The sequence below is a fragment of the Mycobacterium riyadhense genome, from assembly GCF_963853645.1.
Taxonomy (GTDB): domain Bacteria; phylum Actinomycetota; class Actinomycetes; order Mycobacteriales; family Mycobacteriaceae; genus Mycobacterium; species Mycobacterium riyadhense.
Map to the genome: position 1 here is coordinate 4,837,631 of NZ_OY970456.1, position 14,474 is coordinate 4,852,104.

General features: G+C 63.5%; 15 protein-coding genes, 1 tRNA gene and 1 pseudogene. 11 read left to right on the forward strand and 6 right to left on the reverse strand.

Going from position 1 to position 14,474, the window contains the following annotated elements; all coding sequences use genetic code 11:
• Nucleotides 1-260: 260 nt before the first annotated feature.
• Nucleotides 261-1,025, reverse strand: a complete 765-nt coding sequence (locus AADZ78_RS21350) for a DUF427 domain-containing protein (protein WP_085253397.1) — start codon at nucleotides 1,023-1,025, stop codon at nucleotides 261-263.
• Between the two features lie 86 nt (nucleotides 1,026-1,111).
• Between AADZ78_RS21350 and AADZ78_RS21355 the strand changes: the two genes are divergently transcribed.
• Entirely contained in the window at nucleotides 1,112-1,618 is a 507-nt protein-coding gene (locus AADZ78_RS21355; RefSeq protein ID WP_239655073.1) for a nitroreductase family deazaflavin-dependent oxidoreductase, read from the forward strand.
• Here the strand turns inward: AADZ78_RS21355 and AADZ78_RS21360 are convergent.
• From AADZ78_RS21360 to AADZ78_RS21375, 4 genes are all read right to left on the reverse strand, one after another.
• Nucleotides 1,605-3,200, reverse strand: coding sequence for an esterase-like activity of phytase family protein (locus tag AADZ78_RS21360; protein WP_085253425.1), 1,596 nt, complete (start codon nucleotides 3,198-3,200; stop codon nucleotides 1,605-1,607). The two genes, AADZ78_RS21355 and AADZ78_RS21360, sit on opposite strands and share 14 nt — an antisense overlap.
• 54 nt (nucleotides 3,201-3,254) lie before the next feature.
• Nucleotides 3,255-4,037, reverse strand: coding sequence for a hypothetical protein (locus AADZ78_RS21365; RefSeq protein ID WP_085253396.1), 783 nt, complete (start codon nucleotides 4,035-4,037; stop codon nucleotides 3,255-3,257).
• A 329-nt stretch (nucleotides 4,038-4,366) separates the two neighbouring features.
• The gene (locus tag AADZ78_RS21370; RefSeq protein WP_085253395.1) at nucleotides 4,367-5,596 is read right to left on the reverse strand and encodes a cation:proton antiporter; all 1,230 of its coding nucleotides are present in this window, start codon (nucleotides 5,594-5,596) and stop codon (nucleotides 4,367-4,369) included.
• Between the two features lie 169 nt (nucleotides 5,597-5,765).
• Nucleotides 5,766-6,572, reverse strand: coding sequence for a tryptophan 7-halogenase (locus tag AADZ78_RS21375; protein ID WP_204903345.1), 807 nt, complete (start codon nucleotides 6,570-6,572; stop codon nucleotides 5,766-5,768).
• Between the two features lie 574 nt (nucleotides 6,573-7,146).
• On the opposite strand from AADZ78_RS21375, the pseudogene AADZ78_RS29230 reads away from it, so the two are divergent.
• The 4 genes and pseudogenes from AADZ78_RS29230 to AADZ78_RS21390 form a co-directional block, all read left to right on the forward strand.
• Nucleotides 7,147-7,266: pseudogene (locus tag AADZ78_RS29230) on the forward strand (acetamidase/formamidase family protein); the annotation flags it as partial.
• Between the two features lie 155 nt (nucleotides 7,267-7,421).
• The gene (locus AADZ78_RS21380; protein ID WP_264033554.1) at nucleotides 7,422-7,580 is read left to right on the forward strand and encodes a nitrile hydratase subunit alpha; all 159 of its coding nucleotides are present in this window, start codon (nucleotides 7,422-7,424) and stop codon (nucleotides 7,578-7,580) included.
• The gene (locus AADZ78_RS21385) at nucleotides 7,577-7,795 is read left to right on the forward strand and encodes an SH3-like domain-containing protein (protein WP_085253393.1); all 219 of its coding nucleotides are present in this window, start codon (nucleotides 7,577-7,579) and stop codon (nucleotides 7,793-7,795) included. Before AADZ78_RS21380 ends, AADZ78_RS21385 begins: the two co-directional genes overlap by 4 nt.
• A 58-nt stretch (nucleotides 7,796-7,853) precedes the next feature.
• Nucleotides 7,854-8,144, forward strand: coding sequence for a hypothetical protein (locus AADZ78_RS21390; protein WP_085253392.1), 291 nt, complete (start codon nucleotides 7,854-7,856; stop codon nucleotides 8,142-8,144).
• A gap of 308 nt (nucleotides 8,145-8,452) precedes the next feature.
• Here the strand turns inward: AADZ78_RS21390 and AADZ78_RS21395 are convergent.
• Nucleotides 8,453-8,526: transfer RNA gene (locus tag AADZ78_RS21395), tRNA-Leu, on the reverse strand.
• A gap of 361 nt (nucleotides 8,527-8,887) precedes the next feature.
• Between AADZ78_RS21395 and AADZ78_RS21400 the strand changes: the two genes are divergently transcribed.
• The 6 genes from AADZ78_RS21400 to AADZ78_RS21425 all read left to right on the forward strand — a co-directional run bounded on the left by AADZ78_RS21400 (nucleotide 8,888) and on the right by AADZ78_RS21425 (nucleotide 14,358).
• The gene (locus AADZ78_RS21400; RefSeq protein WP_085253391.1) at nucleotides 8,888-9,727 is read left to right on the forward strand and encodes a PPE family protein, SVP subgroup; all 840 of its coding nucleotides are present in this window, start codon (nucleotides 8,888-8,890) and stop codon (nucleotides 9,725-9,727) included.
• A gap of 64 nt (nucleotides 9,728-9,791) precedes the next feature.
• Nucleotides 9,792-10,973: a PPE family protein gene (locus tag AADZ78_RS21405; protein WP_085253390.1), complete on the forward strand. Its 1,182-nt coding sequence runs from the start codon at nucleotides 9,792-9,794 to the stop codon at nucleotides 10,971-10,973.
• A 147-nt stretch (nucleotides 10,974-11,120) separates the two neighbouring features.
• Nucleotides 11,121-11,417 carry a type VII secretion system protein EsxW gene (gene esxW / locus AADZ78_RS21410; protein ID WP_085253389.1) on the forward strand — a complete coding sequence of 99 codons (297 nt, stop codon included), beginning with the start codon at nucleotides 11,121-11,123 and terminating at the stop codon, nucleotides 11,415-11,417.
• A 46-nt stretch (nucleotides 11,418-11,463) separates the two neighbouring features.
• The gene (locus AADZ78_RS21415; protein ID WP_085253388.1) at nucleotides 11,464-11,748 is read left to right on the forward strand and encodes a WXG100 family type VII secretion target; all 285 of its coding nucleotides are present in this window, start codon (nucleotides 11,464-11,466) and stop codon (nucleotides 11,746-11,748) included.
• A gap of 313 nt (nucleotides 11,749-12,061) precedes the next feature.
• Nucleotides 12,062-12,835, forward strand: a complete 774-nt coding sequence (locus AADZ78_RS21420) for a response regulator transcription factor (RefSeq protein WP_085253387.1) — start codon at nucleotides 12,062-12,064, stop codon at nucleotides 12,833-12,835.
• An 8-nt stretch (nucleotides 12,836-12,843) separates the two neighbouring features.
• Nucleotides 12,844-14,358 carry a sensor histidine kinase gene (locus AADZ78_RS21425; RefSeq protein WP_085253386.1) on the forward strand — a complete coding sequence of 505 codons (1,515 nt, stop codon included), beginning with the start codon at nucleotides 12,844-12,846 and terminating at the stop codon, nucleotides 14,356-14,358.
• Nucleotides 14,359-14,474 lie beyond the last annotated feature (116 nt).

Below are 14,474 nucleotides of genomic sequence, written 5' to 3' on the forward strand. Positions count from 1 at the left end.
ACAGCAGTCAAGCGGCTTAATTCCGATGGCAAATATTTCGATTTGGGTGTTGTTACCTAGGTCACCGTGGATTACTCAGGTAACACTCAGTCAGTGACGATTGAGTATGCAGGCAGGCGCTTGATGGCAAAGGGCAACTACGCTGATGACCAGCATCATAAGCGACTTCCGCTACTATTGAGCAGACTCGCTCCGGCGCAGTTAATTAAGAAATTCTTATAATTCCCGGACAAATAGAGGCAAATATCACATATGCCCGACTAGCTGAATTGGGTTTGCGGCCGGGACAGCGGATCTCCGTCCACAAAGATGTCGAGCTTTTCGTTGTAGAACGCCACCAGCCCAGCGATCGCGGCGACCGCAGGCAGCGGGTAGTGATACGTCCACGCGAGGTCCGGGTGCACGGCGTCGCCAACCCGCACCGACCAATAGCCCGACGTGGTCCCCTTATACGGGCACAGCGTCTGCGTCGAGCTGGGCTCGAGATGCTCGAACGCGACGTCGGTTGGATCGATGTAATACCTTGTGGGAAGGCCGGTTTCGAAGAGCAAAACGGGTGATCGAGTGTCGGCGAGAACGACGCCGCCGAGCTCCACCCGGACATGCCGATGCGAACGCAGCGCGTCGACGCGTGAATACGGGTTCCGCGGGTGGCCGTAGATCTGCTCGTCCTCCTCGAACCACCGCAACCGATCCCACTCGAACCTGACCAGGCCCGCCACCGGGCTGTCGCTGTCGGCATCGAATACGCGTGCGGCCGACGGGTGGGTCTGGCCGGCGCCGACGAGCGAGTACAACCGAGACGGACCCAGCTGCACCTTCTGCGGGTGGTTCTCGTCGCGCAGGAACTCCGCGCGGACGTCGGCCACGGGAACGTAATACGCAGGGTAATAAGGAAATTCCCACACATAGCGCGCCGCGGTGGTGTCGAAAACCAGCTCGTGGCCGAGAAAGCCGCGAACCCGGCGCGGTGCGGGTTCGATCCGTCCTCGGGCGGCGGCCATTTGGGGGTAGTCGTTGGTCATCAGTCACCTACTGTTTCTTGGGCGCCAGGCCGGCGGGAGCATCAATGATCGCCTTGCGGATCCAACCTATCGAGTACGGTCGACCCGTGGCATTTCGGCGGGAAAGCCCGATGCGCGGGCGGCGGCTGCGATTCGATGAGGCGTTGTTGGAGCGCGCGTTTATGAGCCGCCTGGGCACACTGTTGCTGCTGTACGTGGCGCCGCACGTCGACAGGGTGCTGATTCCCCGGACCAAGGGCCGGCTGAGTTCGGCCGGGATCGACCGGGTGGGACTTGTCACGTCCACCGGCGCCAAGTCCGGACTGCCGCGTACGCACCCGTTGGTTTTGATCGAGGAGCCCGACGGGCTGCTGGCGATCGGGTCCAACTATGGGCGCGAGAAGCATCCGGCGTGGAGCGCCAACCTGCTGGCCCACCCCGAATGCACGGTCGAGTTCAAGGGACCGCCCCGGCGATACCGGGCCGAACTGCTCACCGGCGACGCCCGTGCCGCGGCGTGGGACACCGCCGTCGACTTCTACACCGGCTACCAGCACTACCGCGTCAAGTGCGCGCCCCGCGAGATCAGAGTCTTTCGGCTCACGAGACCCTGATCGGGATCGTCATCGATTCCGTTTTGGCGGGCAGCTTGGTCGTGTCTACCGACAGAATCTCGCCGCTGTCCTGAGTGCCGTTGGGCAGCATCTTGGGCTTGAGCCGAAACGGCGGAATGTCCGAAGCCAGCCCGGACAGCCCGAAATCGCTGTCGTTGGCGATGATTAGCGTCATTCCGCCGTCCGGGGAGGTGAGTCCTTCGATCTTGTCGTGCCCGAAGAAGTCACCGTTGGCGTTGAGCGAACGCACCAGCGCCCCTAGATCAAGGTTGAGCGTCTTGGCGGCCACGGTGATCCCGGCGGCTTTGAGTTTGGCTACGGCGTCGGCGTCGGTGCTGACGCCGACCAGGGTCTCGAGCGGAACATTGTTGACAAGCAGACCACCGGCGTCGGCCCGATAGGACGCCCCCGGCACCGTGGAGCGGGGGCCCACATCGGTGGCCGCGGCGATGTCAACCAGGTAGATCTTCTTATTGCCGTCCGGCGCTGTCTTGCTGTCACGCTCGTCGATCAGGAACTCTGTCGCAGTTAGCGCGGTGATCTCGGAGACCGCGACATTCGTCTGCTGGGGATTGGCGAGCGGGTAGAGATACTCGTGCACGATGCTGCGGTCGACGAGATTGATGGTCACGATGCGGGTGACGGGTACCGATTTGGCCGCACCTTGCAGCCCCGGCGTCTGGATGGCCGACTGCATGATCCCCACCAACATGTTGCCGTCCGGGGTGATTGTCAGGCCCTCCATCCCCTGATTCGGCCCGCGCAGTGACAGTTCCTGCGGCAGCGTCCCATCAAACGGCGAAAGGCGTTCCAGCTCTTTGCCGTTGGCGTCGAAATGGATGATGTAAGGGCCGTACTCGTCGGACACCCAGAAAGTACCGTCGAGCGTGGCGGCCAAGCCCTCGGGGTCAACACCGTAGTCGGAAGTCGGAAGTGGTGTGCCCTTGAGGTCCACCAGCGCCTCGCCGGTGTTCGCGTGCGGCTCGACGAGCCCCACCAACGGCGAACCGTCCGACCCGTGCAGCGTGATGGAACGCTCCACGGTCGCCACGCCGTCGGCGAGTTTGAGCTTGGCGATCTGCGGGTGGTAGTCGGGGACGGGAATCACTTTTTCGTTGGGGGTACGTCCATCGACGTTGGGGCCGCGGTCGGTGAGGCCGTAGATCTCATCGGGGCTCCCCGGCACCGCGGCGATCGCAGACCCGTGCGCACTGGCCTTGATGGCGACGCCGCCGATCGTGGCCAGCGGCAGCTGATCCTCGGCATAGAGCTTGACCGCACTGCTGACGGTGACGGTGAGCTGATCGGTACCGGTGAACCCGGCGTCGGGGGTGTACACCATTGCACCGTTTGCACCGTAGGCAATCTTGCCGTGCGCAGGCTTGCCGAACGCTACCGGTGTCACGCCGTCGGTTGCGGCCAACAGCCGTTCCGGGGAGATAGTGAGAGCCGTCCCGGCCGTCGTGGTCAAATCCAGCCTGCCCGGATGCCCGGTCTTGGAGTCCGAGGTGCCCGACGAGCAGGCCGTCAGCAGCAGCAACACCGCTGCCGCCGCGCCCGACCATTTCGTCTTATGTGTCATGCCCATGGCTTAGCAAGATAAGTTGACACGCTGGTGTACGCGAGGCAAGCGCCGCTAGTGCTTTCGGTCGCGGACTTTGTAGGTGGAGGGCCACGATTTTCGCGACTCGTCGCCGGTCAGCGGAGTTCCCATACCGCCGACCTTAACGTTGTAGGCCTCCTTGCCCGGGCCCACTTCGCGGTTGGCGTGTTCCTGGGCGAGGTAATACAACTCGTCGATGGTGGCTTCGTCGTACGCCACGAAGGATGTTTCCCGCGCGACGTCGTCGATTCCGGCCAGCATCCGGTCGGGCAGGTACCGCGACGCCAGCGCCGCGATGCCCAGCAACGAGAACGGAATGACCCAGTAACAGACGAACGACGGCGGGGTCGTGGTGTCGAGAATCGTGGCGTTGCGCGACCCGATCGCCGGTATGGCCGACGACACGGTCATGCCGGCGAACGCGGCGACCCAGATCCAGGTCAATATCATGGTGATCCGATTGAACAACTCGGTCTTGACGACATCCGGAGGCCGCTCCGCGGCGGCGAACTCGCGCACGAACGGCTTGCCGATCAGCACGCCGACGAGCGCCACGAGGAAGATTCCGGCGTTGCTGAGCGGTTGTATCCACCGCGCCATGAACGCGTCGCCGAGCGTCAGGGTCAGCACCGTGAGTACCACAAATGTTGCGACAGCTCCGATTTCGAGCATGCGGCCAGGGTTGCCGGTGGCCCGCCCGACCGCCAACACGGCGACGGCCATTACCAACGCTACCGATACGGCAACGTTGAAGGGGACGTTACCGACGAGCACCCAATAGACGATCCACGGCGCAAAACCAAAGAGCATGCCCACAAGGGGTCAGTGTATGGCTGGCGGTGCGGCGTGACGCCAGCGGCTCAATCTGTAACGTCGGACACGCGCTGGGTCTACCGCCGATGGACCCTGCTCGTCGCGGCGTCGTCACGGCGCGTGGCGGCGTCCACGCCTCCGCAGTCCCACTATCGTCGCCCACGACAGTGCATCGAGCAAAACGTGTCGACGGCGCCGGGGGTCAACAAACGCCCCGGTGCGCAATAACCTGCCGCGGAAGAGATGCCGTCGCGATCTCCCGACACACCGATCCACCGCCCGCAGGGCTGGGTCGACTCTGCGGCTTCGTAAGGCGTTGTGCGACAAGAGCTCTAAAACCCATCGACAGGGTCAACCGAATGTTGAGACGCGACAGGAGCTTTCCAGACCCGACGAAGCAACGGTCCGGTTGCCATGGTCGTGACCAGGGCCATGCACACCATGACCGAGTACAACCGCTGATCCAGAATGCCGAGTTGCAGGCCAGTGGTCAGCACAACAAGCTCGGTCAAGCCACGAGTGTTCAGCAGGATCGCCAGCGCCGCGGCGGATGCGCCTGGGATGCGGAGGACACGAGCAGCTGCGTAACTGCCCAAGAGCTTGCCCCCGGCAGCCGTCACGATGATGAGCAGCAATAGGCCGAAAGCCGACACATCAAATCTCAGATCGAGTTGTAGCCCGGCCACGGTGAAGTACACAGGTAACAACAGCTGACTTGCTCGGTTGGCATAGTCGCGCAGATCACGATCCACCGCTTCGGTAGCCGATCGTGGCGAGACGATGCCCAGCAAGAAGGCTCCGAAGATGAGGTGTAAGCCGATCGTCTGTGTCGCTGCCGCCGAGACAAGCGCACATCCCAGCGTCACCGCGACAGCGATCATCCCGTGTCGAGGATGGGTCGCCGCCCAACGGTGCAAGATCGATAGCGCTGGCCTGGCCACGAACACCAACGACGCCATGAACGGTACCAGCGCAACAAGGCGCGATGGCGCACTATTGCCTGCCGCGGCGGTTGCCAGCGCAAGCAGCGACCAGGCCAGGACGTCGCAGATCACGGCCGACGACAGAGCCAGCCGACCGATGGTTGTGTCGGTCAACCTGGCGTCGCGCAGCATGCGCGCCAGAACCGGTACCGCGGTGACAGACATCGCGGTACCCATGAACAAGACGAAGCCGAGTTTGCCGCCATCGCTGTGGTGACCGGTGTCTGCCGGTCCGAGCGCAAGCAATACACCTGCCGCGAAGGGCAACCCAGTCGAGCCGGCAGCGACGACTGCCGCTCTGCGCGATTCGTCTTTTCCTACCTCACGTCCGAATTCCAGACCGAGCCCGAACATGAACAACACAATGCCGATGTCGGCAAGACCCGCCAGCACAGGCCGAGTTGAGGACGGAAACAGCACAGTCGACCACGATCCGAGAAATGTCGGACCGAACATTATTCCGGCGATCACCTCACCGATAACCGGAGGCTGTCCGAATCGACGAGCCACCCCTGCTAGCAGGTTGGCGAGCGTCAGGATGGCCGCGACGTCGACCAAAAGAAGCGCGGCGCCGGTCAATTGAGCTCCCCGCCGGCAGCATGGAAGTGGTCACCAGGACCGCGCTGCCTCGCGAAGGAAGGCTGCAAGGTCTTCAGAATCTCTATCTCCGTCACCAACTCCACTGCACGCCTTAACATCTCAGCATCCGAATTCGTCGTTGGGGCCATAGCCGCGGGGCCTTAGACCCTTACGGCCACCGTCTCAGATGTTCTCGCGGTAGAGTCCACGGAAAACTCCTCGATGTCTCCGGTCCGCGTCCAGGTGTGGTACTGGCGAAACCCGTAGAGCACGGCCGATATTCGAGTAGTTGCGTGACCCTGACAACCTCACCAAACACCACCGCATGATCGCCGACCGGAGTGGCAGCTGTGCGAATCTCGCAATCGGCGATCGCATGGCTGTCATGTTGCAGGTGCGGCCCGGCGTCGATGTCGTCGAAGTCCCAATCGAGCAGGATGCACATGTACGAGTACGGCGGTAGACCGTGGTAGTAGGGATAGACGGTCTCGCTGTCGGGAAGCTGTACCTGCCAATGTTCGATGCGCTCGGCCAAGGCATCGGGAACGACCCGAGTCTTGGCGTCACGCCAGTAGGGGGTGTCGTTGCGTGCGGCACTGCGGTAGTGCAGTACCAGAAACTCCCGTACCCCCGCAGCACAATCGCGGTCTGGACCGGCGACAGCGCGTTGGAGAAGGTGTTGAAGGTATTGGAGAACGAGCCCATCACGAGGGCGACCTTGCCAATCAGGCCCTGAAGCTCGATGTGGCCGTTGCCGTTCTGCAGCGCGGCGATATCGGGCGTATCCGGTGGAACGCCCCAACGGCCGTAGGCCATGTTCCCATCGCGAGTCTTGCCCGCGGCAGAAGTCGTCACGGCGGTGGATCATGTGGCCACCGACCAGGTGGCGGAAGTCTTGCATGCTTCCGGTCAACGTGGCCGGATCGGCGGCCTCGGTAACGGAACTGGCCTCGGTGCCGCGCGCCGTGAGCGTCATGGGCCGTCCTCAATATTTGACGGATGTCTGGCTCAGAGCGAGAGATTACGAAGCAAGCATTGAATAATTATTGAATCCGTCGTAATGCGCTGCGACACCGCTTGTACCGATCGGTTATGGCGCTAATAATGCTTACGTCTCGGTTGTAGCGACGACAGCTCGAACGTTATTGAGGTTCGGACGCAACGGATCTCAGTACTGACGGAAGCGGGTTAACTGCGATGGTCAATCGCCTATCAGCCGTGCGACCCGCGTGCTTCACTACAGAACATCTTGTCGGCGCGATGCCGCCAGTCGACTTCAATGGCCGACAGGCGCAAGGCAATTACGGCGACGCCTGGCTTATCGAATCACGGTCGAGATCAACGACATTCGTCGGACCGGCTGGCCCGCGCGATCCCGACGCGTGGAACATGCTGCACGCAGCGGGACTCAGGTGATCGATGATGATCGGCGAGAAGGCAGCGGACCTCGTCCTCGGCGTCCGTCGTGCCGACGAACTGAACACGCAGAGCGCCGTCCCCCCGCGCCCGGCGAACATCTGACAATGCCGCCGCGCGCGACCGGCGGGAACATGGACCTGAGGCACCTCGTGCCCAGGAGCACGCTATACCTCCCGGTCGAGGTCGAGGGTGCGCTCTTCTTCGCGGATGACGGGCACGGCGCGCAGGGCGACGGCGAGGTGTGCATCACGGGGCTCGAGACCGGCGTGAGTGGGACGCTCCGGCTCTCCGTCGACAGGCGCAAGAAGGTGTCGGAGCCGGAGTTCGTCACCTTCCGACCGCTGAACGTCGATGCCGGCGCCGCCGGCGACTACGGGACTACCGCTGCCGGGCCGGACCTGTTCGAGTGCAGATCCGCGCGTGGGACTCGAGCTCGGACGTGCGCTTCTGCGTCGTCCCGCGCAGGCCGACGGGGACGGAGCAAATGTCGGAAGCCGAGCTGGCCGCACTGGTCACCCGCGACTCGATGATCGGCACCGGCGAGCCCCTGGAGCCGGCCTCGTGAGCGCGCTCAGGATGCCGGCCTTCATCGCGGACCCGGAGGCCTCGACCGTCGCGACCCCTCCGCGGCGCAACGGCGAGCTCGTCTTCGAGGCGCCGTGGGAGAGCCGCGCATTCGGCCTCGCGGTGGCGCTTGCCGAGCTCAATCGCTACGCCTGGGAGGAGTTTCGGCTGCAGCTGATCGGCGAGATCGCCGATTGGGCCGCCCGATCAACGTAGACGCCGCGCCGGCCGGCGCCCAGCCGCTGAATCCGCCTCCGGTCTCGCTGCGCGAGCTGTGGCCGTGGTGCCTGTTCGGCGCCGCGTCGCCGCCGTCGCCACCGTTGCCGGCTTGGGCTTCGCGGCCAAGCATCTGCGCGTCAGTGAGAACCGCATCAATGTCGGCAAAACGATCGTCACCGACACCCCGAAGTCCAAGGCAAGTAATCGGACCCTTCCGCTGCCTGACGAGGTGGTCGACGTACTCAAGGCGGCACGTAAACGACAGCTCGAGGAGCGACTGGCCTTCGTGGAGTGGCACGGCCCGAGCGGGCACGTCGCGTGCAACGAAACAGGCCAGCCTAACTAACCATCCGAACGTGATCTCTTGGCGGTGGGGCAAGATGCTCGACGTTCTGAAGATCAAGCGAGTCCGGCTGCGCGATGCCCGTCACACGTGCGGAACCCCGATGCATTTACGGGGGTGCTGATCGCGGTGATTGCAGCGTGGTTGGGCCACGCGTCCGCGGCATTCACACTGGTGGTTTACGCACACAGCCAGAAGCGCGGAAGGCCGCCGGGAGCAGTTTTAGTCGGGTTGTGACGTCCGATGACACCGAGGCGATCGCCGAGCTAAACCAAACGCCGCGCACCCCCATTTCACCTGCACAAACACAGTGCCCCCAGTCGGACTCGAACCGACACTTGACGGATTTTAAGTCCGCTGCCTCTGCCAATTGGGCTATGGGGGCCCGACGGCGAATTTAGCGTGCCAACGCCGTGTTCAGGACGTCCCGTCCCCCGGCAACGCCAACCTGCACCGCGGCCTTGCTATGTGTAGGATCGCGCGCCGCGCAGATGAATCATGTGAATCGTGCCTGAGCACATATAACACAGCCGTATCACCCGCCAAGAGCTTGTTAAAACTGCTTGCGTCAGCGTTAAGAGGCCGTAAACGTCCGTCACCATACGCCTTTCGATGAGGACTGTGGAGCCGTGGATGGTTAGCGTTACGCCAACCCACAGGGGTCCTTACGCAAACACACAGGGTCGGCCCGGGGAGTCGAGTCGAAGGGTCGAAGGTCGGCATGTTTCACAAACGAGGAGCAATGAATGTCATTCCTGCAGATATTGCCTGAAGAGTTGACAGCTGCGGCGACTCAGCTGGGGGCCCTTGGCACCTCGATGGCCGCACAGAACGCGGCCGCCGCGGCCCCCACCACGGCCATAGCTCCGGCTGCCTCCGATATGGTGTCGGCGCTTCAGGCGTCACTCTTCACCGCCTACGGCACTCTCTATCAGCAGTTCAGCGCCGAAGCCGCGGCCATTCACGACCAGTTCGTCAACACCTTGGGTATCAGCGCCGGCACCTACGATGCAACCGAGTCCATCAACCAGGCGGCGGCCGTTTCTCCCTTCGATGGAATCTCGGGGGACATCTCGAGCATCGTCCAAGCGACGACCGGGGTCATCCCCGACGAGTTCTCCGGCGGCATCGCCAACATCGCCAACATCGGGGTCGGGAACTATGCCTCCGCCACATCGACCCTGATCGGCCTGGCCGGCGGTGGTCTAATTCCCGCCGAGGAGGCCGCTGAGGGCGCCGCCGAGTTGGGCGGGACAGCCGCCTTGGGAGAACTTGGAGCGGCAGAGGCGGCTCTCGGTGCCGAGGCGGCCCTCGGCGGGGGTGCGGCCGTGGGCGGCATTGGCGAAGCGGCATCAATCGGCGCGTTGTCGGTGCCACCCAGCTGGGCCGGACAGGCCACGCTGGTATCGAGCACGACGACTGGCACGCTCTCCGGCGCCGGCTGGACCGCCGCCGCGCCGGCGGCCGCGCCGGGCGGATTCTATGGGGCGCCAGGATTGGCGTCCGCCGCCCGCAACAGCGCCGGCTTCGGTGCGCCGCGCTACGGCGTCAAGCCCATCGTCATGCCGAAGCCGGTGAGCGTATAGGCACCCGGTGCTAACGCGGTTGCACACGGTCAATAAACGCAATTGAGTTCAAGGGATAGGAACCATGGATTTCGCAGCATTGCCCCCCGAGGTCAACTCCGCACTGATGTACTCCGGTGCGGGTGCAGGACCACTGCTATCCGCGGCGGCGGCGTGGAATGGCTTGGCCGTCGAGCTTAACTCGACGGCGACCTCCTTCGAGGCGGTGATGTCGGAGCTGACCGGCCAGCTGTGGCTGGGTCCGGCGTCGCTCTCGGCGGCCGCCGCAGCCCAGCCATACATAGCCTGGTTGACGTATACCGGTGCAGCGGCGGAGCAGGCCGGCGTGCAGGCCATGGCATCTGCGGCCGCGTATGAGGCGGCGTTTGCCGCCACGGTGCCCCCGCCAGTGATCGCGGCCAACAGGGCTCAGCTGGCGGCACTGGTGGCGACCAACTTCCTTGGCATCAATACTCCGGCGATTCTCGCCACCGAAGCGCTCTACATGGAGATGTGGGCTCAGGACGCTTTGGCCATGTACACCTACGCAGCCGCCTCCGGGGTCGCCGGGATGTTGACACCGATGACGCCGCCTTCGCAAACAACCAACCCCGGTGGCGCTGCCGCTCAGGCCGCTGCGGTCGGTGCGGCTGCCGCAGCGTCCCCAGCCACGCAGTCGATCACCGATCTGATCAGCTCTTTGCCCACCGCGGTGGCATCGCTGGCCTCCCCAGTCCAGTCGGTTCTCGACGCGACTGGACTGAGCGGGATCATTGCCGACATCGACGCCTTCCTCGCCGTTCCGGTCGTTGCAAATACCATCAACGGCGCCATCAACACCTCGGCGTGGTATGTGATGGCTGCCATCCCCACTGCGATATTCCTCGGAAACACCCTTGCTGGCACCGCGCCGCTAGAGGCTGAAATTGCCGAAGGTGCGGCCGGTGCGGCTGCGGCAGCGGGAGGCGCGGCAGCGGGACTGGCCGGCGAGGTGGCACCGGTGGGCGTCGGCGCCGCGCTGGGCGAGGCGTCCCTGGTCGGCAGCTTGTCGGTACCGGCGAGCTGGGCCAGCGTCACTCCGGCCGCGGCGGCGGAAGCGGGTACGGCGTTGGCGGGCAGCGGCTGGACGGTCCCCGAGGAAGCCGCGCCGGTCACCGGGATGGCCGGAATGCCAGGCATGGCCGCGGCCGCCAAGGGTGCTGGTGCATACGCCGGGCCGCGCTACGGCTTCAAGCCCGTCATCATGCCCAAACAGGTCGTCGTGTGATAGGAGAAAAAAGGGAGGACATGTCACTCGTTTGAGGCCACCAATTTACCGCTACGTCGTAATCTATCGGCCATACGGCGAACGCCGTATAGATACAACTGCTAGAACTCCTACAACAACGGACTTCAAGACAAGGAGATACCGAGTATGACCTCACGCTTTATGACCGACCCGCACGCGATGCGGGACATGGCGGGCCGCTTTGAGATGCACGCCCAGACAGTCGAGGACGAGGCCCGCCGGATGTGGGCGTCCTCGCAGAACATCTCGGGTGCCGGTTGGAGCGGTCTTGCCGAGGCAACCTCGCTGGACACCATGGGGCAGATGAACACGGCGTTCCGCAACATCGTCAACATGCTGCACGGGGTGCGCGACGGACTCGTTCGTGACGCGAACAACTACGAGCAGCAAGAGCAGGCCTCCCAGCAGATCCTCAGCAGCTAACACCCAAACCTGCTGCCCTACGACTTCAACTCAGGAGGACAAACCAATGACCATCAATTACCAGTTCGGCGATGTCGACGCCCACGGCGCCCTCATCCGCGCACAGGCCGCAAACCTGGAAGCCGAGCACCAGGCTATCGTTCGCGATGTGCTGGCTGCCGGCGACTTTTGGGGCGGCGCCGGTTCGGTGGCCTGCCAGGAGTTCATCACCCAACTGGGTCGCAACTTCCAGGTGATCTACGAGCAGGCCAACGCTCACGGCCAGAAGGTGCAAAGCGCCGGTAACAACATGGCCCAAACCGACAGCGCTGTCGGGTCCAGCTGGGCCTGATCCACCCGTTTCAAACAAGGTGGCCGCACACCCCGATGGTGTGCGGCCACCTTGTTCTGCTGAGCGGCCTTAGCTCGTGACGCGAGCCCACTGATTCAACGAACCTGCCCCTCGAAATTGCTCGGATCGCCGCGACCAAAGGCTATGCATCGCAGTATCTCTAGCAATTCATTCCACACTAAATTCTCCGATGTAAGCCACACCGATCGCACATGTGCCCAAACAATTACTCCGCGCGCATCACCAGGATCACATTTGAGATTCCTATGAACGCGATGACAACCGCATGTGTGGTTGAAAGAATGACAGCAACATGACGGCAATGTCGGGATACGCGCGCAGTCAACGTCCGCGTCAAGCCATCCTGGGGCAACTGCCCCGAATTAACCGCGCTGATGGTTCACCGATCCGAGTGCTGCTGGTCGACGACGAGCCCGCGCTGACCAATCTGGTCAAGATGGCGCTGCATTACGAGGGTTGGGACGTTGAGATCGCCCACAACGGGCGGGAGGCCATCGCCAAGTTCGACAGTGTCGGCCCTGACGTGTTGGTGCTCGACATCATGCTCCCCGACGTGGACGGGCTGCAAATTCTGCAGCGAGTTCGTGAGTCCGACGCCTACACGCCCACGCTGTTCCTCACCGCACGCGATTCGGTGATGGACCGGGTCACCGGGCTGACCGCGGGCGCCGACGACTACATGACAAAGCCGTTCAGCCTCGAGGAACTGGTCGCGCGGCTGCGCGGGTTGCTGCGCCGCTCCAGCCACCTGGCCCCGCCCGCCGATGAGGCTCTCAAGGTTGGGGACCTCAAGCTCGACGCGGCCAGCCGAGAAGTCACCCGCGGCGGCACGCCGATATCGCTATCGTCAACCGAATTCGAGCTGCTTCGCTTCCTGATGCGCAATCCGCGCCGTGCCCTGAGCCGCACCGAAATCCTCGACCGGGTCTGGAACTATGACTTCGCCGGACGCACGAGCATCGTCGACTTGTACATCTCTTATCTAAGGAAGAAAATCGACGCCGACCGAGAACCGATGATCCATACGGTCCGCGGGATTGGATACATGCTGCGACCACCGGAATGAGCCCGAAAATGACGGGGCACCGAAACACCCCGCGGTGGTTCCCGCGCTCGCTACGCCGGCAATTGCTCTTAGGCGTATTGGCGGTCGTGACGGTGGTGCTCGTGGCCGTCGGCGCCGTATCGGTGCTGAGCCTGCGCGGCTACGTCACCGCAATGAACGACGCCGAAGTCGCGGAATCCATGCATGCGTTCAGTCATGCATACGCCAGATACCGCAACGGCGAACACACTTCGGTGCACACCGGCAACCCGCCGGTGTCCCAGGCGCTGTTGGAGTTCACCGGACAAACGCCGGGAAACCTCATCGCGGTGCTTCGCCACGGTCACGTCGTCGCCTCAGCAGTCTTCTCTGAGGACGAACCGCGCACGGCACCACCGGACGTCATCGACGCCATCGAAGCCCAGTCCTGGACCGACGGTCCATCTCGGGTCGAAACGCTGGGCAGCCTGGGTTCCTACCAGGTTGATAGTCGCGCCGCCGGATCCGACCGGTTGGTCGTCGGGGTTTCGCTCGGCATCGCCGATCAGATCATCTCGCGAAAGCAGATCACTACCAGTGTGCTTGTCGCGACCGCGTTGGTGATCACGGCGGTGCTCACGGTGTGGGTGGTGGGCTTTGCCCTGCGCCCGTTGCGCCGGGTCGCGGCGACTGCCGCAGAAGTTGCCGCGATGCCGCTCGCCGGCGACGATCACCAGATCAGCGTCCGAGTTCGGCCCGAGGATACCGACCCGGACAACGAAGTCGGAATCGTGGGGCACACGCTGAATCGATTGTTGGACAACGTGGATAGCGCACTAGCGCATCGCGTCGAATCCGACCTGCGGATGCGGCAATTCATCACCGACGCCAGCCACGAGCTGCGCACCCCGCTCGCGGCCATCCAGGGCTACGCCGAACTGACCCGTCAGGACAGTTCGGCCCTGCCCCCGACTACCGAATACGCGTTGGCCCGCATCGAGTCAGAAGCTCGACGGATGGCGTCACTGGTCGATGAGCTGCTGCTGCTGTCGCGCCTGGGCGAGGGCGAAGATCTGCAAACCGAAGACCTCGACCTAACCGACCTGGTCATCAACGCGGTGAATGACGCCGCGGTGGCAGCGCCGACGCACCGCTGGGTCAAAGATCTGCCCGAAGGGCCGGTGTGGGTCAACGGAGACCACGCCCGGCTGCACCAACTCGTCAGCAATCTGCTCACCAACGCATGGGTACACACTCCGCCCGACGTGACGGTGACCACAGGGATCACCTGCCACCGCGTCGATTCGAAGGCGCCGTACGTCGAATTGACCGTTGCCAACGATGGACCCGACATCGACCCGGATATCCTGCCTCGCCTGTTCGAACGGTTCGTACGTGCTGACAAGGCACGATCGAATGGGTCCGGCCACGGATTAGGCCTGGCGATCGTCAACTCGATCGTCAAGGCCCATCACGGTTCGGTCGCCGCGGAATCCGCTAACGGCCATACAGTCTTTCGGGTGCGGTTGCCCATGATCGACCAACCAAACTCCGAGCCTACCTAGGCCGTACCTAGGCCGCATGCACCCACTGGATCACTTCGTTTCAACCTGGCGCGACGCGGTTGTGGCCGACCTGGCCAACGCGACCTGTCTTGGCTCAAATTGGTGCGCACCATAGA